Origin of the sequence: Synechococcus sp. FACHB-909 (genome assembly GCF_014698945.1) — a bacterium.
Lineage (GTDB): Bacteria > Cyanobacteriota > Cyanobacteriia > PCC-6307 > Cyanobiaceae > Cyanobium.
This window is the reverse complement of the sequence record NZ_JACJTY010000003.1, coordinates 274,372-293,630: the sequence shown is the minus strand read 5'-3', so window position 1 is coordinate 293,630 and position 19,259 is coordinate 274,372. Positions and strand designations below refer to the sequence as shown.

At 72.4% G+C, this 19,259-nt stretch carries 22 protein-coding genes and 2 tRNA genes; 13 read left to right on the top strand and 11 right to left on the bottom strand.

What is annotated here, in order from left to right; translation table 11 throughout:
• Positions 1-121 precede the first annotated feature (121 nt).
• From mtnC to H6G99_RS07655, 3 genes are all read right to left on the bottom strand, one after another.
• Positions 122-1,471, bottom strand: a complete 1,350-nt coding sequence (gene mtnC, locus H6G99_RS16560; protein WP_353617195.1) for an acireductone synthase — start codon at positions 1,469-1,471, stop codon at positions 122-124.
• A gap of 61 nt (positions 1,472-1,532) precedes the next feature.
• Entirely contained in the window at positions 1,533-2,381 is an 849-nt protein-coding gene (locus H6G99_RS07660; RefSeq protein WP_094587463.1) for a DNA-formamidopyrimidine glycosylase, read from the bottom strand.
• A 43-nt stretch (positions 2,382-2,424) separates the two neighbouring features.
• Complete coding sequence (locus H6G99_RS07655) at positions 2,425-2,634, bottom strand: photosystem I reaction center subunit IV (RefSeq protein ID WP_094587464.1); 210 nt, start codon at positions 2,632-2,634, stop codon at positions 2,425-2,427.
• Between the two features lie 128 nt (positions 2,635-2,762).
• Between H6G99_RS07655 and H6G99_RS07650 the strand changes: the two genes are divergently transcribed.
• Together H6G99_RS07650 and H6G99_RS07645 are read left to right on the top strand one after the other, a co-directional pair.
• Positions 2,763-3,806, top strand: a complete 1,044-nt coding sequence (locus tag H6G99_RS07650; RefSeq protein ID WP_181280050.1) for a hypothetical protein — start codon at positions 2,763-2,765, stop codon at positions 3,804-3,806.
• 60 nt (positions 3,807-3,866) lie between these two features.
• Positions 3,867-5,363: a RecQ family ATP-dependent DNA helicase gene (locus tag H6G99_RS07645; protein ID WP_190610813.1), complete on the top strand. Its 1,497-nt coding sequence runs from the start codon at positions 3,867-3,869 to the stop codon at positions 5,361-5,363.
• Positions 5,364-5,385: 22 nt separating this feature from the next.
• Here the strand turns inward: H6G99_RS07645 and H6G99_RS07640 are convergent, their stop codons facing one another.
• The 6 genes from H6G99_RS07640 to H6G99_RS07615 all read right to left on the bottom strand — a co-directional run bounded on the left by H6G99_RS07640 (position 5,386) and on the right by H6G99_RS07615 (position 9,621).
• Positions 5,386-6,456, bottom strand: coding sequence for a LysM peptidoglycan-binding domain-containing protein (locus H6G99_RS07640; RefSeq protein WP_190610811.1), 1,071 nt, complete (start codon positions 6,454-6,456; stop codon positions 5,386-5,388).
• A 60-nt stretch (positions 6,457-6,516) separates the two neighbouring features.
• Positions 6,517-7,905, bottom strand: a complete 1,389-nt coding sequence (locus tag H6G99_RS07635; protein ID WP_286191049.1) for an aldehyde dehydrogenase family protein — start codon at positions 7,903-7,905, stop codon at positions 6,517-6,519.
• A gap of 69 nt (positions 7,906-7,974) precedes the next feature.
• Complete coding sequence (locus H6G99_RS07630) at positions 7,975-8,559, bottom strand: hypothetical protein (RefSeq protein WP_190610809.1); 585 nt, start codon at positions 8,557-8,559, stop codon at positions 7,975-7,977.
• A gap of 44 nt (positions 8,560-8,603) precedes the next feature.
• Positions 8,604-9,329 (bottom strand): GAP family protein, encoded by a 726-nt coding sequence (locus H6G99_RS07625; protein WP_286191048.1) that lies wholly within the window; start codon positions 9,327-9,329, stop codon positions 8,604-8,606.
• Positions 9,330-9,456: 127 nt separating this feature from the next.
• Positions 9,457-9,528, bottom strand: a tRNA-Thr gene (locus H6G99_RS07620).
• 11 nt (positions 9,529-9,539) lie between these two features.
• Positions 9,540-9,621, bottom strand: a tRNA-Tyr gene (locus H6G99_RS07615).
• A 42-nt stretch (positions 9,622-9,663) separates the two neighbouring features.
• On the opposite strand from H6G99_RS07615, the gene aroQ reads away from it, so the two are divergent.
• On the top strand, positions 9,664-10,119 hold the full coding sequence (gene aroQ / locus H6G99_RS07610) for a type II 3-dehydroquinate dehydratase (RefSeq protein WP_094587257.1): 456 nt from the start codon (positions 9,664-9,666) through the stop codon (positions 10,117-10,119).
• Positions 10,116-10,748: a MiaE family protein gene (locus H6G99_RS07605; protein WP_190610806.1), complete on the top strand. Its 633-nt coding sequence runs from the start codon at positions 10,116-10,118 to the stop codon at positions 10,746-10,748. Before aroQ ends, H6G99_RS07605 begins: the two co-directional genes overlap by 4 nt.
• Before the next feature lie 33 nt (positions 10,749-10,781).
• On the opposite strand, the gene H6G99_RS07600 is transcribed toward H6G99_RS07605, so the two are convergent.
• Entirely contained in the window at positions 10,782-11,348 is a 567-nt protein-coding gene (locus tag H6G99_RS07600; RefSeq protein ID WP_190610805.1) for a 1,2-dihydroxy-3-keto-5-methylthiopentene dioxygenase, read from the bottom strand.
• A gap of 98 nt (positions 11,349-11,446) precedes the next feature.
• On the opposite strand from H6G99_RS07600, the gene cobI reads away from it, so the two are divergent.
• Complete coding sequence (gene cobI, locus H6G99_RS07595) at positions 11,447-12,157, top strand: precorrin-2 C(20)-methyltransferase (protein WP_190610803.1); 711 nt, start codon at positions 11,447-11,449, stop codon at positions 12,155-12,157.
• Positions 12,158-12,185: 28 nt separating this feature from the next.
• The gene (locus tag H6G99_RS07590) at positions 12,186-12,842 is read left to right on the top strand and encodes a DUF4079 domain-containing protein (protein ID WP_286191047.1); all 657 of its coding nucleotides are present in this window, start codon (positions 12,186-12,188) and stop codon (positions 12,840-12,842) included.
• Here H6G99_RS07590 and dusB read toward each other — a convergent pair.
• Complete coding sequence (dusB, locus tag H6G99_RS07585) at positions 12,799-13,854, bottom strand: tRNA dihydrouridine synthase DusB (RefSeq protein ID WP_190610802.1); 1,056 nt, start codon at positions 13,852-13,854, stop codon at positions 12,799-12,801. The genes H6G99_RS07590 and dusB overlap by 44 nt on opposite strands.
• A gap of 17 nt (positions 13,855-13,871) precedes the next feature.
• Between dusB and H6G99_RS07580 the strand changes: the two genes are divergently transcribed.
• From H6G99_RS07580 to proC, 7 genes are all read left to right on the top strand, one after another.
• Positions 13,872-14,381, top strand: a complete 510-nt coding sequence (locus tag H6G99_RS07580; protein ID WP_190610800.1) for a DUF1823 family protein — start codon at positions 13,872-13,874, stop codon at positions 14,379-14,381.
• Between the two features lie 57 nt (positions 14,382-14,438).
• Positions 14,439-15,803: a ribosome biogenesis GTPase Der gene (gene der, locus H6G99_RS07575; RefSeq protein ID WP_190610798.1), complete on the top strand. Its 1,365-nt coding sequence runs from the start codon at positions 14,439-14,441 to the stop codon at positions 15,801-15,803.
• Between the two features lie 50 nt (positions 15,804-15,853).
• The gene (locus tag H6G99_RS07570; RefSeq protein WP_190610797.1) at positions 15,854-16,819 is read left to right on the top strand and encodes a CbiQ family ECF transporter T component; all 966 of its coding nucleotides are present in this window, start codon (positions 15,854-15,856) and stop codon (positions 16,817-16,819) included.
• 22 nt (positions 16,820-16,841) lie between these two features.
• A complete protein-coding gene (locus H6G99_RS07565; RefSeq protein WP_015110514.1) occupies positions 16,842-17,108 on the top strand; it encodes a PipX family protein in 267 nt (88 codons plus the stop codon).
• A complete protein-coding gene (locus H6G99_RS07560; protein ID WP_190610795.1) occupies positions 17,108-17,794 on the top strand; it encodes a YggS family pyridoxal phosphate-dependent enzyme in 687 nt (228 codons plus the stop codon). The genes H6G99_RS07565 and H6G99_RS07560 overlap by 1 nt, the downstream gene beginning before the upstream one ends.
• 74 nt (positions 17,795-17,868) lie before the next feature.
• Complete coding sequence (locus H6G99_RS07555; RefSeq protein WP_094587238.1) at positions 17,869-18,438, top strand: cell division protein SepF; 570 nt, start codon at positions 17,869-17,871, stop codon at positions 18,436-18,438.
• On the top strand, positions 18,425-19,255 hold the full coding sequence (gene proC / locus H6G99_RS07550; protein WP_190610794.1) for a pyrroline-5-carboxylate reductase: 831 nt from the start codon (positions 18,425-18,427) through the stop codon (positions 19,253-19,255). The genes H6G99_RS07555 and proC overlap by 14 nt, the downstream gene beginning before the upstream one ends.
• Positions 19,256-19,259 lie beyond the last annotated feature (4 nt).

Sequence of the window (19,259 nt, the reverse complement as noted above, 5' to 3'; positions counted from 1 at the left end):
GCATGGGCCCCGGGCCTGGGAGAGGGCAGGATGCAGGCATGCTGCAGCCCCAACCCCTGCCGATGGTTCTGTCGTGACATGGCGTCGTCGCTTTCGTCCTTGCTCCTGTCGCTGAGCAGGATCAGACGTTGATCTGCGCCAGGCTGGTGATCGCCTCGAAGGGACCGGGATCCTGTTCCGGGTTGTCCTCGCGCCGGCTGAAGCGTGTCGCCATCCCGCCGGCTCGGGCGGCTTCCAGCTCGGCCCTGACATCACTCACAAAGAGAATCGCCCCGGGCTCCAGACCCATGGCGGCAGCAATGGCCCGGTAGCTGGCAGCATCGCCCTTGGCCCCGGTGCTTGTATCGAACCAGTGGCTGAACAGGCCGCTCAGATCGCCGGCGTTGCTGTGGCGGTAGAGGAGCTTCTGGGCCTTCACCGATCCTGAGGAGTAGACGGCCAGCTCCAGCCCTGCCCGCCGCCAGGCCCGCAAGGCGGGGGCCACATCGTCGAAGATGGGGCAGCGCAGTTCGCCGCTCGCATACCCCTGGTCCCAGATCAGGCCCTGCAGCTCCTTCAGGGCCGGCAACTTGCGGTCCTGATCGATCAGTTCCTGAAGGAACCGGACTCTCCTGAGGTGGCTGACTGTTTCGCCTTGGTTGCTGTCGTTTCCTGTGGCTGCCATGGCCGCATCGATGGCTTCGATCAGCGGGGCCAGTGCCGGCTCATCGGACGCCGCCCGCAGAAAGCCATCGAGCCGCTCACGGGCGTAGGGGAAGAGCACCTGGCTCACGAAGGGCACCGGGCAGGTGGTGCCTTCAATGTCGAGCAGCACGGCCCGGATTCCGCTGGCCTTGGGATGCCGCTGGCCCACGGCCTCGAGCAGCAGCCGGCGCCAGCGCTGCTCCAGCAGCCACTCCAGGATCTCCAGGTGTCGCCGGGCTTCGGCGAGGTCGCGCCCCCAGGCGTAGAGACCATGGCCGCCGATCAGCAGGCCGTGGGGAGCGTCCACGAGCAGCGGGCCGGCGGCGGCACTGAGCCGCGCCAGGTCCTGGTCGTTGGCCAGCACCGGCAGTGTTACCCGGTGGCAATGACTGTCGATGCCCGCCAGTCCCTTGAGCATTTCCAGGCCCTGCAGCGGCAGGGATCCCGCGTCCGTCCCCTCCCCCAGGCACCAGTCGGAGAGCAGGGTGGCCGCGTGGGAATGGGTGTGCAGCACGGCGCCCGCGCCGGTGCGGGCCACGATTTCCAGATGCAGCAGGGTCTCGGCGCTGGCCCGACCCTCGCCTGCCATCACCTGCCCATGGGCGTCCACCTGGATCAGGGCCTCCGGGGCGACCGTGCCCTTGTCGACGCCGCTGGGGGCCATCAGCAGAACCAGGGGGTCGCGCGAGAGAACGCAACTGAAATTGCCGCCGGTGCCGTCGCACCAACCGCGGGCGTGGACGGCCGCCATGGTCTGGCTGAGCTGTTCGGCGAGGGCGCTGGTCACGCGGGCTTGGGAACGAAGGGAATGGCTGGCGAACGAAGCGATGACGGGGACGCGCCCCTGGTCAGCTCTGGCAGCAGGGGCACCAGTGGCTGCTTCGCCCCCCCAGCTTCTCGCGCAGGATCACCGTGCCGCAACGGCGGCAGGTTGACCCGCCGCGGCGATACACCCAGGCCTGGCCGCCGTAGTTGCCATTGGTGCCCTGCAGGTCCCGGAAATCACTGAAGGTGGTGCCACCGGCGCCGATGCTGGTCTCGAGCACCTCCACCAGGGAGAGGCGCAGCCGCTCCAGGCGGCTCAGCGGCAGACGGCCGCTGGGCGTCTGGGGCAGGATCCCGGCGGCGAACAGGGATTCATCGGCGTAGATGTTGCCCACCCCCGCCACCAACGACTGATCGAGCAGGGCGTTCTTGATCGGCCGGCGTGAGCCCTTGAGCCGCTGCAGCAGGTAGGCCCCGCTGAACGCCGCCGCGAAGGGTTCGGGCCCCAGACGCCGAAGACCGCCCATCACCTCCTCGTCGGCCACCCCGGGCGGCACCCACCACATCTGGCCGAAGCTGCGGGTGTCGACGAAGCGCAGTTCCTCGCCTCCCTTGCTCCAGACCCGCACCCGGGTGTGGGGGCAGGGGGGACGGTCCTCGGCCAGCCAGAGAAACTGGCCGGTCATGCGCAGGTGAACGCCCCAGCGGCCCGCGGGGCTGCCGTCCGGGGCTTCGAGATCGGCCAGGAGGTACTTGCCGCGGCGATGCCACCGGCCCACGCAAAGGCCCCGAAGAGCCCTGCAGAAATCGGCAGGGTCTTCGGGGCTGGCGATGGCGCGGGCTCGGAGCACCTCAACGCGGTCGATGACGAGACCGGACGTCTGGTGTTCAAGCCCCCGGCGTACGGTTTCGACCTCCGGGAGCTCGGGCATGCCCGGGATCGTAGGGCCGGGCGTGGAGGGCCGGGAGCGACGCTCAGGCCTTGACGAGCTCGCTCTCGGCGAAGTTGTTGGTGTTGATGCCGCCGTCGGAACCGCTGTAGCCGTTGTAGTTCACCTTCTCGAAGCGAACGACGACCGGGTAGCGGATGCCGGAGGTGTCCACGGACGCCACGGTGCCCACTTCGTTGTACCAGTAGGACTCGGGACGCTTGATCCGTACTTTGTCGCCGCGGGAGATGGCCATCGCTGGGCTGGAAGGTCGGGTGGTCTGCGGAGCGACACTACCGGCGATCAGGGGCCCGTGCCCGGGCGATGTCACGGTTCGTTGCCGGCCCCGTGGCAGCATCCCCGCACCCACCGCCGGCCCCGCCGATGGTCCCGTCCATGGCCCTGCCCGAGGCCCCCCAGCTGCGCCTGGATCTGCCTGATCCGGAGAGCGACACCCTCAGCACGATGGAGTTCCTGGCCCGGCTGGAGGAGGCCTGGGCTGTCTGCGACCGTTTCGACCTGCAGACCGAAATCTGGCGGGGACGGATCCTGCGTTCGGTGCGCGACCGGGAACGCCGGGGCGGCGAGGGCCGCGGTACCGGCTTCCTGCAGTGGCTGCGGGAGCGGGAGATCAGCAAGACCCGGGCCTACACCCTGATTCAGCTGGCGGAGTCGGCCGACGGCCTGGTGGGCGAGGGCCTGCTGGAGGAGGCCAGTGTCAACAACTTCTCCAAGCGGGCCTTCCTGGAGACGGCCCAGGCGGACCCGGAGGTCCAGCTGATGATCAGCGAGGCGGCCAATGAGGGCCAGCAGATCACCCGCAAGCAGGTGCGACGGCTCACAGACGAGTTCACCGCCGCCACCAGCCCCCTGCTGCCGGAGGAGATCCGCCAGCGCACCGCCGACAACCTGCTGCCTCCCCGGGCCGTGGCGCCCCTGGTGCGGGAACTGGCCAAGCTGCCCGAGGAGCAGCAGGACGACCTGCGTCGTGTGCTGCGGGATGAACCGGAGCTGGAGCGGGTCAAGGATGTGACCCTCACGGCCCGCTGGCTCAGCAAGGCGGCCGAGGCGGGCCTGGCGGTGCGGGCCTTCCAGCAGGGGAACCTCGACCTGGAGAAGGCCCTGCAGGAGGCCCAGCGCCTCGATGCCCTCGGCCTCCTGGCCGATGCCGTCGGCCAGGCCCAGGCCCTGGAGAGCGCCGTGCTCAAGCTCCACACCAGCTGGCGCCGGCTGGGGGGCCTGCAGGAGCGGCTCTGGGTGGAGAGCGGCAGCAGCACGCCCCATCTGCGGGAGCTGCTCACCGTGCTGCAGAGCCTCAGCGGCACCACCATGCGGGTGTCCTTGGGGGAACTGGCCGGGGGCAAGCGGGTGCGCCTCCAGCTGGTGGAGGAGTCCCCCGACCAGCTGGAGCCGCCCCCGCTGCACTGATGCGGCGCCCCCCACATCTGGTGGGAGCTAGGGTCTGGCGGTACCAGCGGTGGAGTGAGCTTGGGGGCCGATCCCCTCACCGAGAGCCTGCAGCGCCATTTCGGCTGGGAGAGCTTCCGGCCCGGTCAGCGGCCGGTGGTGGAGGCCCTGCTCGCCGGCCGCGACTGCCTGGCGGTGCTGCCCACCGGTGCCGGCAAGTCGCTCTGCTTTCAGCTTCCCGCCCTGGTGCGGGACGGCCTTGTGGTGGTGATCTCCCCCCTGGTGGCCCTGATGCAGGACCAGGTGAGCCAGCTGCAGGCCCGCGGCATCCCGGCGGCCTGCCTGCACCGGGGCCTGGATCCGGGGCAGCGCCGCCAGCTGCAGCAGCGCCTGGCGGCCAACCGGCTGCGCCTGCTCTACCTGGCCCCCGAACGGGCCCAGGCGGAGGCCACACGCCAGCTGCTCGACGAGGCCCTGGAGACCGGCCGGCTGGTGGCCCTGGCGGTGGACGAGGCCCACTGCATCAGCGCCTGGGGCCATGATTTCCGCCCCGACTACCGGCGCCTGGGCCAGCTGCGGGCGCTGTGCCCGGGCGTGCCGCTGGTGGCCCTCAGCGCCACCGCCGCCCCCCAGGTGCGGGCCGACATCATCCGTCTGCTGCAGCTGCGGCGCCCCCTGGTGCAGGTGCGATCGGCCCGCCGCGGCAACCTCGCCTACACGATGCGGCGGCGCCCCGCCGATCCCCTGACGGAGGTGGTGGCGGCGATCGGCGAGGCCCGTGGGGCGGTGCTGATCTATGCCCGCACCCGTCGCTCGGTGGAGCAGTGGGCCGCGCGCCTGACGGCGGCCGGGGTGGAGGCGATCGCCTACCACGCCGGCATGGACCCCGAGAGCCGCCAGCTGGCCCTGCGCCATTTCCAGGAGCATCCCGCCCCGGTGCTCGTGGCCACCGTCGCCTTCGGCATGGGGGTCGACCGGCCGGACGTCGGGCTGGTGCTGCATCTCGACCTGCCCGCCAGTGCCGAGGGCTATCTGCAGGAATCGGGGCGGGCCGGCCGCGATGGGCAGCCCGCCCGTTGCCTGGTGCTCTTCGATCCGGCCGATCGCACCAGCCTGGGCTGGGCCATGCGCTCCGCCGGCCAGCAGCTTCCCCCCGACCAGCGGCTGCTGGAGCGCCACCGGCTCGAACTGGCCCAGCAGCAGCTGCGGCGCATCGAGGCGGTGGCCGAAGGGGAGGGTTGCCGGGAGCAGGCCCTGCTGCTGGCCGTGGGGGAGATCTCCCCACCCTGCGGCCGCTGCGACAACTGCCTCTCGGCCCGGTCCAGCAACGACTGGGCCCCGCAGGCAGCCGTGCTGCTCTCCGCCCTGGAGGACCGCAGCGGCCGCGACCTGCGCAGCCTGGCCGAGGACCTGGCCGGTGCCCACGGGGAGGAGGAACCCTCCTGGGCCTGGCTGGCCCGCCGGCTGGTGCAGGAGGAACTGATCAGCGAGAGCGATGACGGGGCCCAGCGCCTGTACCTGCGCCCGGTGGGCCGCAGTTACCTGCGGGATCCCTGGCCCCTGCGCTGGTCGGCCTGAAGCGTCAGCCCCAGGCCGCCGCTCAGCTGCGGGCCTTGCAGAGGTCGGAGACCAGCTGCTGCTCGAAGTCGGCCTGGGGGTCGTCCCAGCTCTTCCACTGCCCGGCCTGGCTGGTGGCATTGAGCTTGCGGGCGCTGCAGTTGACGGCCAGATAGAGGGATTCCCCCTGGGAATTGAGGGTGGGGGCCACCATGCTGCCGCCCATCGGCTGCCAGTTGGCCCAGTCCACCTGCAGGGGGCCGTAGTTGCGCCAGTCCGGCTTGCCGGGGGTGGCGGTGCTGGCGGGCCGGGGGGCGGCCGCCACCGTGGCGGGCTGGGGTCGGGGCGTTGGTGCCGGGGTGGCCCGGGCGACGCTGGGGGCGGGGCGGCTGGCGGCGGGAGTCTGTGCCGGAACTGGCGCAGGCCTGGCCGCCGTCGCGGCCGGCTGGGGGCGGGCCGCCGGTGCCGGCGCGGGCCTGGTCGCTGTGGCGGCGGGCTTGGGCGCCGGTTTCGCCGCCGCTGCGGGTCGGGCGGCCGGCCTGGGGGCGGGGGCGCTGGCCGGCTTCAGCCGCAGCCGGGTGCCCGATTCCACCAGGTCGGGGTCGCTGATGCGGTTGATGGCGATCAGCTGCTTCATCGGCACGCCGTAGGCGTCGGCGATCTGGGAGAGGCTCTCGCCGCTGCGGACCACGTGCTCGGTGGCCTTGCGGTTGACCGCGGCGGCCGGGGCGGCGCTGCGGGAGGAGGAGGGCACCACCAGCTTCTGGCCGGCTTCAATGTGGTCCGCCTTGCTGAGGCCGTTCAGCTGCATCAGCCGGCTGACGGTGATGCGGTGGCGTTCGGCGATTTCGGAGAGGGTTTCCCCGGGGGCCACGGTGAGGCTGCCGCCGGAGGCCCGGGGTCGGGCCGCTCCACCCGGCAACGTCAGGCTGCGGCCGGCTTCGACGAGATCGGGATCGCTGATCCCGTTGATCTTCATCAGGGTGGACACGCTCACCCGGTGGCGCGCGGCGATGTCGGAGAGGGTCTCACCGGGCTTGACGGTCACCTGGGCAGCCAGAGCCGGCAGCGGCAACACCATGGCTAGAGCCAGGGCGATGAGGGGGCGGCGCATGGGCACTAGGGATAGCTGATGGCACGTTAAGGGCCACGTCCAGGCCCGCCCAGCCCCCCCTCAGCCCATCAGCCGACGGACCAGGCCCAGCTTGCCGGCGTACGGGGGGAAGCGGATCGGGGGGTCGGGCCGCAGCGACCGGCTGATCACGCTGCGCCGGTGCGAGAAGGTGAGGAAGCCGGCTTCCCCGTGGTAGGCCCCCATGCCGCTGGGGCCGATGCCGCCGAAGGGCAGGTTGGCCATGGCCCCCTGGATCACCGTGTCGTTCACCACCAGGCTGCCCGAACCGCTGCCCGCCAGCACCCGTTCCCGCTCCGCGCCGCCGCCGCCGAACAGATAGAGGGACAGGGGTTTCGGCTGCCGGCGCACCAGGACCAGGGCCTCCTCCAGATCCGCCACCGTCAGCAGGGGCAGGATCGGGGCGAACAGCTCCTCCTGCAGCAGCGGATCGTCGTCGGGATCGTCGACCGCCACCACGGTGGGCTCGATCTTCCGCGCGGTTTCGTCCCAGCGTCCGCCCAGCAGCACCCGGCCCCGCTCCCGCGCCTGGGCCAGCAGCCCCTGGAGCCGCTCGAAGCGTGCCGCACCCACCAGGTTCCCCAGGTCGGGGCTGGCCAGGGGATCCTGGCCGTACAGGGCCTGGGACTGTTCGCGCAACGCCGCCACCAGGGCCTCCCGCACCCCGGCCGCCACCAGCACGTGGTTGGGGGCCAGACAGGTCTGGCCGGCGTTGAGGCAGCGGCCCCACAGCAGCCGCCGCGCCGTGATCGTTGGCTCCGCATCCGCCAGCACGATCGCCGGGTTCCGGCCCCCCAGCTCCAGGGTGACGGGGGTGAGATGGCGGGCGGCGGCGGCCATCACCAGCCGACCCACCCGCTCGCCGCCGGTGTAGAGGATGTGGTCGAAGCGCTCCCGCTCCAGCAGCCCGGCGGCCACGGCCCCGTCGCCGCACACCACCTGCACCACAGCCGGGTCGAAGTGGGTGCCCAGAAGTTCGGCCAGCAGGGCCGCCGAGGCGGGGCTCAGTTCGGAGGGCTTGACCACGGCGGTGTTACCGGCGGCCAGGGCATGCAGCAGCGGGTGGAGGCAGAGCTCGAAGGGATAGTTCCAGGCGCCGATGATCAGGACGCAGCCCAGCGGCTCGCTGTGCACCGCCCCCTGGCCCGGCCAGGCCCACAGGGGCAGGGGGCGGCGGCGGGGACGCATCCAGCGGGCCAGGTGGCGGCGGGTGTGGCGCAGTTCCTGCCGCAGGGTCGCCAGCTCCAGGCTGCCCTCCATGGCGGGGCGGCCCAGGTCGCTGGCCAGGGCTGCCAGCATCCGCGGTTCCTCCGACTCCAGCAGGCGAGCCAGCCGCTGGAGCTGCTCCAGCCGCCAGACCAGGGGCCGGGTGGTGCCCTCCTCCACCAGGGCGCGCATCGTCGCCACCGGCACCGTCAGGAAAGAGGACATGGGGTGGGCCCTTTTGGCCCAGGCTGGCAAATCGCGCCCCGCCACGGCCCCCGCCGGACCCCCTGGCGCTCAGGTGCTGCCGCAGCCGGCCAGGAACACAGCTCGCCGCAGGTTGTCGAGCCGGGGGGAGGCGGGGCCTTCGAGGGCGTAGAGCAGGGCCAGGCCCAGGCTGAGGTCCCCCTGGTCGAAGGCCCGCTGGATGGCGGCCCACCACAGGTCCGGATCGGTGCCCAGTCCGTCGAGCTGCCGCTGGGCCCGCCCCATCCGCTCGGCCGGATCTCCCTCCAGCTCGATGATGGCGAAGTCGTCCGTCCGGACGCCCAGGGGCCGCAGCAGCAGCACCAGCCGCTGGCCCGGGCGGATCGGTGCCAGGGGCCAGGGGATCGGCCCCTCGATGGGCTCGCCGGGGAGGGCCCGCCGCTGCCAGAGCACCTCACCCTCCCCTTCGATCCGCACCTCCTCCAGGGGTTCGGTGCTCAGGATCGTGGGAGCTCCGATCGGGACGGCGGCCACAGCCTCGGCCCGGGCGTTGAGCGCCAGCCTGGGGGTCAGCACGCAGACCGCGGCCGCCTGCAGCCGGGCGGGTCCGGGCAGCACGGCCAGGGCGAGGCCCAGACCGATCGCCAGGCAGGTCCGGCGCACGGCGGGGAGCAACGGGGTGCCGACCAAGGGGATGGGGGGACGCTAACGGCTGGCGCTCAGCCGGCCACGGTCAGCAGGTTCAGGCCGTGCAGCCCTTCGACCAGCAGGTAGGCCCCGAGCACCAGGGCGAGGACCCCCACAAGCCACTCGGCCTTGTGCTGCAGCCATTCCTCAAGACGGGTGATCGGCTCGCGAATCGCCCCGCCGCTGACCAGCCAGGCCAGGGGCGGCAGCAGCAGCAGGGAGCTGGCCATCAGGGTGAACAGCCCGGTCACCTCGGCGTCGGCGGTGAGGCCGGGGTCGTTGAGCAGGAGCAGGCCGGCCTCCTTGAGATAGAAGACCAGGTTCTCCGGGGTGAGCAGGGCGCTGGTGGCACCGATCAGCACCAGGGTGAGGGTGCTGAAGTCGGGCAGCTGGTTCATCAGCCGCAGGGCCATGCCCTCCTCACCGATGTTGGCCTGGGGGGTGAGCTGATAGAGCCCCAGGCCCACCAGCGCGCCGGCCCCGAGCAGGTCGATCAGCACCTGCTCCCGCTCGCCGTGGCTGAGGCTGATGGCGAAGGCCTCCCCCAGCACCATCAGCAGCACGATGGCCAGGGCATTGGCGGCCGCCCAGCCCGCCACGTAGGCCATGGCCCGCTGCAGCGGCGAGCGACCCAGCAGCAGCAGGGTGACCACCGCGATGTGCAGGGGGCTGAAGGCGATGCCGATCCCGAACAGGGACGACTGGGTGATCAGGGCCGGCGACAGGAGCGCCGGGATGCCGAGGACGAAGGGGGACAACAGGGGCGGCAAGCAGACCGTCCGGGCGGCGAAGGTCCCGCATTCTCGGGCATGTTCCCGGCTGACTGCGAACGGGACTGCACCTCCGCCGCAGGGTCGGCGGGGCGGGGAATGGGCTGGGGGGGAAAGCCCTTGACGAGATTTGAACTCGTGACCTCTCCCTTACCAAGGGAGTGCTCTACCACTGAGCTACAAGGGCATGTGGAAAGGTGGGCCGGGTTGGATTTGAACCAACGTAGGCAGAGCCAGCGGATTTACAGTCCGCCCCCATTAACCACTCGGGCACCGACCCGAACCACACCTTCAGAACTTACCAGCCGACCCTCCCTCCCCCATGCGCCTGCTCGTGCTCCATGGCCCCAACCTCAACCTGCTCGGCCAGCGGGAGCCAGGCCTCTACGGCAGCAGCACCCTGGCGGCCATCGATGCCGCCCTGGAGCAGCAGGCGGCGGCGCTGGGGGTGGAGCTCGCCTGCTTCCAGAGCAACCACGAGGGGGCCCTGGTGGACCGCATCCAGCAGGCGGGCGGCCAGGCCGGGAGCCCGGCCTGCGACGGGATCCTGATCAATGCGGCCGCCTACACCCACACCTCGGTGGCGATCCGTGATGCCCTGCTGGCGGTGGCCCTGCCCTTCGTGGAAGTCCACCTGAGCAACACCCACGCCCGCGAAGCCTTCCGCCATCGTTCCCTGCTGGCGGACCGGGCCCTGGGGGTCATCTGCGGCTTCGGCCCCACCAGCTACCGCCTTGCCCTCGAGGGCCTGGTGGCCCACTTGCAGGCGGCGGCATGAGCGGCGCCTCCCTGCCCGTGGCGGACGAGGCCCCGCCGGCCGCGGCGACCCGGATGAGGTGGCTGGCGGCCCCCAGCAGCGCCGCCTGGCTGGAGCAGGCCCTGGCCCACCCGGAACTGCTGCTGATCGACCATGCCCACTGCGAGCGCAAGGCGGCCGGCGCCGCCCTGCAGCTGATGTTCCGCTACCCCTCCGACGGGGAGCTGGCGGCCGTGCTCAGCCCCCTGGCCCGGGAGGAGCTGGAGCACTTCGAGCGGGTGCAGGCCCTGCTGGAGCGGCGCGGCCTCGGCCTGCGGGCCCTGGCCGCCCCGCCCTACGGCGCCGCCCTGGCCGCCCTGGTGCGCCGGCAGGAGCCGGCGCGGATGCTCGACAGCTTCCTGGTGGCGGGTCTGATCGAGGCCCGCAGCCACGAGCGGATGGCCCTGCTGGCCGCCCACAGCCCCGACCCGGAGCTGGGGGATCTCTACGGCGACCTGCTGGCCAGCGAGGCGCGCCATTTCGGCCTCTACTGGGTGCTGTGCGAACGGCGCTGGCCCCGGCCGGTGGTCACCGATCGGCTCACGGCCCTGGCCGCGAGCGAGGCGGAGATCCTCTCCAGCCTCCATCCCCAGCCGCGCATGCACAGCTGAGCCCTGCCGCGCAGGCACCGCTGAGCCGCCCGATCAGGCCGCGGCCAGCACCTCCTCCAGGAGGGGGAAGCGCGTGGCGATCGGATCGCCGGTGAAGCTGGCCACCCAGCCGTCGCTGTTGTCGAAGAAGCGCAGGGCGCAGAAGGACGGACGCTCGCCGGTGTCGAACCAGTGGCGGGTGCCGGCGGGCACCCCGATCCAGTCGCCCTGCTCGCACACCACCTGGAGCACCTCGCCTTCGATGTGCAGGCAGAAGAGGCCGCGGCCCTCCACGAAGAAGCGCACCTCGTCCTCGGCGTGGGTGTGCTCGGAGAGGAACTTGGCCCGCAGGGCCTCCCGGTCCGGATGGTCGGGGCCGAGACGGATCGCGTCCACGGTGCGATAGCGCCCCTCGGCCTGCACCCGGGCGATCTCCGCGGCGTAGGCGGCCAGGATCGCGGCCTGGTCGGCGTCCGTCGCCAGGGAGGCCGGCGTGGCCCAGCGCTCGAAGCGCACCCCCCGGGCCCCGAGTTCCCGGGCGATCACGGCGGCGTCGCTGCTGCGCAGCTGGGGGGCGGCGTGGCCGTCGCTGGCGGCGGAACGGATCACCAGGTGGGTCATGGGTCGCTCCAGGGCGTTCTGGGGATCTGCAGCCTAGAAAGGTCCGCAGCGGACTTCCCCCCATCGCCGACCGTGCTGCCAGCGCCGGCCTCACCCTGGTGGGGGTGGGGCCCGGCGATCCCGACCTGCTCACCGTGGCGGCGGTGCGGGCGATCGAAGCCGCCGACACCGTTGCCTACCCGGTCGCCCGCGAGGGGGCCGAAGGGATGGCGGCCGCCGTGGCCGGCCCCTGGATCGGCCCCGGCCAGCGGCGCCTGCCCCTGGTGTTCCCGATGGTGGCGGCGGCCGAGCCCCGGCGTCAGGCCTGGCATGACGCCGCCGACCGGCTGGCGGCCGAGGTGGCCGACGGCCGGTCGGTGGTGCTGCTCTGCGAGGGTGACGTGTCGTTGTTCGCCAGCAGCAGCTACGTGCTGCTGGCCCTGCGGGACCGCCATCCCGGCCTGCCGGTGCGCCTGATCCCGGGCATCAGCGCCGTGGCGGCGGCGGCCGCTGCCGGGGCCTGGCCCCTGGCCCTGCAGCAGGAGGGGCTGCTGATCCGCCCCACTCCGGAGCTGCCTCAGGAGCTGGAGGACCTCTTGGCCCAGGCGGCGGCCGGCGGCTGGGTGCTGGCCCTGCTCAAGCTGGGGGGGCGCTGGCCCTGGGTGCGCCCGCTGCTGGCCGAACGGGGCCTGCTTGCGGACGCGTTGTTCGCCCAGCGGGTGGGCTGGCCCGACCAGCGGCTCTGTCCGGCGGCCGAGGTGCCCGCTGCCGAGGTCCCCTACTTCTCCCTGCTGCTCATCCGGCAGGGGTGGCCCGCGGTGCTTCCATGACCGTTCGCGATTTGCCCCGCCCTTGCCGATGTCTGCCGCCGGGATGACCGCCACCGGGATGACCGTCACCGACTGGTTCGCCCTGCTGCACCCGGTGCTGATCATCCTGTTCGTCTACCCGGTGGTGGGCGCCACCATCCGGCTCGGGATCCTGGCGCGGGAACGGCGCCTCGACATCAATCCCCTGCCGCCGACGGTGGGGGTGGAGCACACCGACCACGGCCGCTGGGTGACCTCGGGCGTTGTGGTGGCCGTGCTGGTCGCCATGGCGGCCACCTACGCCCGCGCCGGTGCCGACGGCGGCGCCGGCACCGGCGCGGCCCTGCTGCTGGCCGGCGTGGGGTGCCTGGTGAGCTGCCTGGCCCTGTGGCGGGCCAAGGGCCCCTGGCTGCGGGCCGGCTTCGCCCTGATCTGCTGGCTGGGGCTGCTGACCCTGGGCAGCCAGCCGGCCCTGTGGCACCTGGGCCGCAGTCCCTTCGACGGGGGCGTGTGGGGGTCCCACTACTGGAGCGGTGTGCTGCTCTGCGGCCTGCTGCTGTTCGCCATGGCGGCGGCCCCCGAGACCCTGAGGTCCCCCCGGATGCGGCGGCTGCACGTCAGCGCCGCCTTCCTCACCGCCCTGCTGCTGGCGGTGCAGGCCATCAGCGGCAGCCGGGACCTGCTGGGCATGGCTCTGGGTCACTGACCTCCAGCTCCGCCTCCGCCCGATCCAGCAGGCCCAGTGCGCTCTCCAGGCTGGGGGCCACCATCAGCTCCCGGCGCAGCCGGGCGGCGCCGGCGAAGCCCTGGCAGGTCCAGCCCAGGTGCTTGCGGGCGATCAGCAGCCCCTGATCGCCGCGGGCGGCCACCAGGGCCTCCAGGTGCTCCCTGGCCAGGGCGATCCGGGCGTGGCTATCGGGCTCGCTGGGCAGGGGCCGGCCGGCGAGGGCCGCCGCGATGCGCCCCACCAGCCAGGGGCGCCCCAGGGTGCCCCGCCCCACCATCACCCCGTCGGCGCCGGTGATCGCCAGGCAGCGCAGGGCGTCTTCCGGGCTGGCGATGTCGCCGTTGGCGATCAGGGGAATGCGCAGGGCCGCCTTCACCCGGCCGATCGCGTCCCAATCGGCTTTGCCTGAGAACCCCTGCTCCCGGGTGCGGCCGTGCAGGGTGAGGGCGCGGGCGCCGGCGTCCTGCACGGCCAGGGCGAAGCCCACAGGATCGGCGCTGGACCCGCACCAGCCCAGCCGGGTCTTCACCGTCACCGGCACCCGAACCGCCGCCGCCACCGCCGCCACGATCCGCAGGGCCAGATCCGGCTGGCGCAGCAGGCCGCTGCCGCCCCCCTTGCGGGCGATCTTGCGCACCGGGCAGCCCATGTTGATGTCGATCAGCCAGGCCCCGGCGGCCTCGGCCCGGCGGGCCGCTTCGGCCATCGCGTCGGGCCGGTGGTCGAACAGCTGCACCCCAACCGGGCCGGGATCCTGGTCGAGGGCCGCCATCTTGGCGCCGCCGTGGCCCAGTTCCAGGGCCGTGGCATTGACCATCTCCGTGAACAGGAGCGCCTCGGGGGCCCAGCGGCGCACCAGGGCGCGGAAGATCCCGTCGCTCACCCCCGCCAGGGGCGACTGCAGCACCCGGCAGGTGAGCAGCCTGTCGGTGCCGTTGCCGTCCAGGCGGAGGGGGCCGGTGGGGCAGGGATGGGGGGCGGGGCTGGGCATGCTGGGGTCACTCTCGGATGCCAGACGCCGCTTTGGACGCTGCCGCCGCTCCCCCCTTGAAGCCCGATGGCGCCCCGGAACCCTTTCCCCTCAGCCGCGCCCTGCTGGAGGTGGTGCTGGATGACCGCACCAGCGATCGCTTCGTCTGCCGCCTCATCTGGGAGCGGCTGGGCTACCGCCCGGACGCCGAGGGCCGCTGGCAGGCCGGGCCCGACACCCCGCCGGCCTGGGCCGAGGCCTTTCCCGAAGCGCCGCAGCTGATCGCCGAGCGGCCCGCGAGCGTGCGGCTCACCCGTTCGGTCGCCCCCGAGCACAAACAGCTGCTCAAGCAGCAGCTGGGCTTCGCCGGGTACCGCATCGGCGGCCTCTACCCCCGCCGCACCCGGCGGGCCACGGCGGTGAACTGGCTGCTGGCCCACCTGGCCGAGCGGGGCGAGCCGCTGCCGGAGGCGGGCCCGTTGCCGGAGCTCCTCGACCCCCCCGAAGATCCGGTGGCCGGCCATCCCGGCGATTCCCCGGTGGGTTGAGGCGTCCGTGGCTCTGTAGGGTCTAGGTAACGCATCCGTCGTAAGGAATAAGTCAGATTGGCGCTCCCCGTCGTCGCCGTGATCGGACGCCCCAACGTGGGCAAGTCCACGCTGGTCAACAGGCTCTGCCGCAGCCGTGAGGCCATCGTTCACGACCAGCCCGGTGTGACCCGGGACCGCACCTACCAGGAGGGTTTCTGGGGTGACCGCATCTTCCGGGTGGTGGACACCGGCGGCCTGGTGTTCGACGACGACAGCGAATTTCTGCCAGAGATCCGGGAGCAGGCCAACCTGGCCCTGGCCGAGGCGTCGGTGGCGGTGGTGATCGTCGACGGCCAGCAGGGGGTGACCGCCGCCGACGAATCGATCGCCGAGTGGCTGCGGGGCCACAACGTCCCCGTGCTGCTGGGGGTGAACAAGTGCGAGTCGCCTGATCAGGGCCTGGCCATGGCGGCCGACTTCTGGGGTCTGGGTCTGGGCGAGCCCCACCCGATCTCCGCCATCCACGGAGCCGGTACCGGCGATCTGCTCGACCGGGTGATCAGCTTCCTGCCGGCCACCACCGAGACGGACGAGGCCGAGCCGATCCAGCTGGCGATCATCGGCCGTCCCAACGTGGGCAAGTCCAGCCTGCTGAATGCCATCTGCGGCGAGAACCGGGCCATCGTCAGTCCGATCCGCGGCACCACCCGCGACACGATCGACACCACGATCGAGCGGGAGGGCCACACCTGGAAGCTGCTCGACACCGCCGGCATCCGTCGGCGCCGCAGCGTCGACTACGGCCCGGAGTACTTCGGCATCACCCGCAGCTTCAAGGCGATCGAGCGCAGTGACGTCTGCATCCTGGTGATCGATGCCCTCGATGGGGTCACCGAGCAGGACCAGCGCCTGGCGGGCCGCATCGAGGAGGACGGCCGCGCCTGTGCCGTGGTCGTCAACAAGTGGGACCTGATCGAGAAGGACAGCCACACCATGAGCGCCATGGAAAAGGAGCTGCGCGCCAAGCTCTACTTCCTTGACTGGGCGCCGATGCTGTTCACCTCCGCCGTCACCGGCCAGCGGGTGGAGAGCATCTTCGCCATCGCCGCGGTGGCGGTGGAGCAGCACCGCCGCCGGGTGAGCACCTCGGTGGTGAACGAGGTGCTGCAGGAGGCCCTGCGCTGGCGCTCGCCCCCCACCACCCGCGGCGGCCGCCAGGGCCGCCTTTACTACGGCACCCAGGTGGCGACCCGCCCGCCCAGCTTCACCCTGTTCGTCAACGAACCCAGGCTGTTCGGCGACACCTACCGCCGCTACGTCGAGCGCCAGATCCGCGAGGCCCTGGGCTTCGAGGGATCGCCGGTGCGGCTCTTCTGGCGCGGCAAGCAGCAGCGGGACGCCGAGAAGGAGCAGGCCCGCCACCAGAGCCGGGGCGGCTGAGGTCGATGGGGACGGCGATTCCAGGGGCGATCCAGGAGGGCCTGGCCTGAATGGACTGGTTGCGGCAGCTGCCGATCGGTCAGTACGTCGATGACGGCGAGGGCGGTGAGTCTGGCGATACCGGCGGCCGCGGCAGCTGGCTGCGACGGCTCGATCCCCGGGTGAAGCTGGTCTGGACGGTGGCGTTCCTGGTGACGCCGATCCTGGCCGGGCCCCTCTGGCGGCTGGCGCTGGTGGGGCTGCTGCTGCTGATCACTGCCGTCAGTGGCCTGCCCTGGCGCCTCTGGCGGCAGAGCCTGCCCCTGCTGATCGCCCTGGCGCTGCTGGTGGGCCTGCTGGCCGCCCTGCTGCCGGCCGGAGGGGGCGCACCGGCCAGCCTCCAGCGTCCCCCCGCGGAGCTGCGGCTGGTCCCGGCCCCCCCCGGTGCCCCACCCCCGTCCCGGGCCGGCCTGTCCTGGGAACTGGTGCGCCGGGGCCCCGTGATGGCCGGGCCCCTGGAGCTGGGCCCCCTGGTGGTGACCCGCCGTTCGGCCGAACTCGGCATCAACGGCGCCACCCTGCTGTTCACCGTCATCCACAGCGCCAACCTGCTGCTGCTCTCCACTCCCCCCGAGGAGCTGGTCTGGTCCATCGCCTGGTGGCTGGCCCCCCTGCGGGCCCTGGGCTGGCCCGTGGAGCGCCTGGGCTTCACCCTGCTGCTGTCCCTGCGCTTCCTGCCCCTGGTGCAGGAGGAACTCCAGAACCTGCTGCGCTCGATCGCCACCCGGGCGGTGAACCTGCGCCGCCTGGGCTGGAAGGCCAGTCTGGGCCTGGTGCTGGCGGTGGGGGAGCGGCTGCTGGCCAACGTGCTGCTGCGCTCTGAACAGGGGGCCGAGGCCCTGATGGCGCGCGGCGGGATGTGGCTTCCCCCCGACCGCCTGCACCAGCCGGCCGCCACCCCCTCCGGCGCCAGCCTGGCGGCAGTGCTGGCCCTGGCGGCCCTGCTGGCGCTCCGCTGGAAAGTCGGTGCCCTTTAATGGCCCCAGCCTGCAGGGAGTCGTGAGCACGGAGCGCTATCTGAACCACCCGACCTTCGGGATGCTCTATCGGGTAGCGCCGGTGGCCGAGAGCCGCGACCTCTATGCCACGCTCTACGCCCAGCGGATCTTCTTTCTCGTCACCCTCCAGGAGCGTGGCGCCCATTTCGAGGTGATCCCCCTGATGGACGCCCGCCACTTCGCCGAGCAGAACCTGGCCCGCTGCCGGCGCGAGGGGCCCGAGGCCCAGGCCCGCTGGCGCCAGCTCTTCGACCAGACCTTCATCTGATGGCACAGGCGTCGCCCGCGGCGGCGGAGGCGTTCGGTTCCAGCCTGGCGGAGCGGCTGGCGGCCCTCCAGGCGGCGTTGCCAGCCTCCACCCACCTGCTGGCGGTGTCGAAAGGCCATCCGGCCGAACTGGTGCGCCAGGCCGCGGCCCTGGGCCAGCGGAGCTTCGGGGAGAGCCGGCTGCAGGAGGCCATCGCCAAGCAGGACGCCCTGGCCGACCTGCCGGCCCTCGACTGGCACTTCATCGGCCGGCTCCAGGCCAACAAGGCCCGCGCCGTGCTGCGCCGCTTCGGCACGATCCATTCCGTCGACAGCCTGGAGCTGGCCGAGCGGCTGCAGCGCATCGCCGCCGAAGAAGGCCTGGCCCCGGGGATCCTGCTGCAGGTGAAGTTCCGCCCCGACCCGGCCAAGACCGGCTTCGAACCGGACGAGGTGCGGGCCCTGGGGGCCGACCTGGGGCGCCTGGCCCCCCTGCGCTGCCTCGGTCTGATGACCATCGCTCCCCTGGGGCTCACCCCCGGGGAGCGGCTGGAACTGTTCAGGGAATGCCGCGACCTGGCCGATGCCCTGGGGCTGCCGGACTGTTCGATGGGGATGAGCGGCGACTGGCGCGACGCCGTGGCGGCGGGCAGCACCTGGGTGCGCTTCGGCAGTGTTCTGTTCGGAAGTCGCCCAATCCAGCCATGAAAGGGCGTTGGGATCTTGCCGGCTCGGATGTGGGACGCTATTCAAGGCCAAGCATCCTTCCCGAGGTCGACTCCGTGTCGTTGTTCTCCCGCCTGCGTGCCGTCGTCTCCGGTGACGACTATCTCGATGGCGACTTCGACGACGAACTCGACTACGACCCCGGCGACACCACCACGGCCGCGACCACTTCCACGGCCGGCAGAAACACCGGAGCCCTCGCTCTGAGCACCGATTTCTCCAGCGATGATCCCTTCGCCGGAACCAACGTCATCGGCATGCCCGGCATCACCAGCGCCGTGGCTGAGGTGTGCCTGATGGAGCCGCGCAGCTTCGACGAGATGCCCCGTGCGATTCAGGCTCTCCGGGAGCGCAAGACCGTCATCCTCAACCTCACGATGATGGAGCCGGACCAGGCCCAGCGGGCCGTGGATTTCGTCGCCGGCGGCACCTTCGCCATCGACGGTCACCAGGAACGGGTGGGCGAGAGCATCTTCCTGTTCGCCCCCAGCTGCGTCACGGTCACCACCGCAGGCGGTGAGGAAGCCGCCTCCCCCACGGTGGTCTCCGGCCGCACCGGCCCCGTGGATGACCAGCAGGAAGCCGCCCCCAGCCCCGCCTGGGGCCGTTCGGATGCCATGGTCTGACACCGTCGGGGTGGTGGGTCTCGGCCGCATGGCCCGGGCCCTGCTGCTGCCCCTTCTTGATTCCGGACTGCTCGAGCGCTCCGCCGTCCGGGCGGCGGTGGCCAGCGAGGCTTCCGCCCGGCGGCTGAGCGACGAACTCGGGATTCAGGTCTCCACCGATGCCGCCCAGGCCTGGGCCGCGCCGGTGGTGCTGCTGGCGGTCAAGCCCCAGCAGATCGAAGCGGTGGCCCCCGCGGCGACCGAAGCCCTGGCAGAGGCCCTGGCAGCGGCAACCCCCGGCGGAGAGCCGCTTCTGATCTCTGTGCTGGCGGGGGTGACCCTCGCGCGGCTGCAGGCCCTGTTCCCGGGACGGGCCTGCGTGCGGGCCGTGCCCAACACCCCGGCCCTGGTGCGGGCCGGACTCACGGGGCTGAGCTGGGGCGAGGGCGTCGGCGAGGCCCGGCGCGAGCAGGTGCGCCGGTTGTTCGCCGAGGTGGGTGAGGTGCTCGACCTTCCGGAGCCCCAGCTCGATCCCTTCCTGGCCCTCACCTCCTCCGGTCCCGCCTTCCTGGCCCTGGTGGCCGAATCGATGGCCGACGGGGCGGTGGCGGGGGGGTTGCCCCGGCCGCTGGCCATGCACCTGGCCCACCGCACCATGGCCGGCACGGCGGCGCTGCTGCAGGGGCAGGAGCTCCACCCCGGCCAGCTCAAGGACATGGTGACCAGCCCCGCCGGTACGACGGCCGCCGGGCTGCGCCAGCTGGAGCGGGCCGGACTGCGCTCGGCCCTGATCGAGGCCGTGCTGGCCGCGACGGAGCGCAGCCGCCAGCTGGGGTGACTCC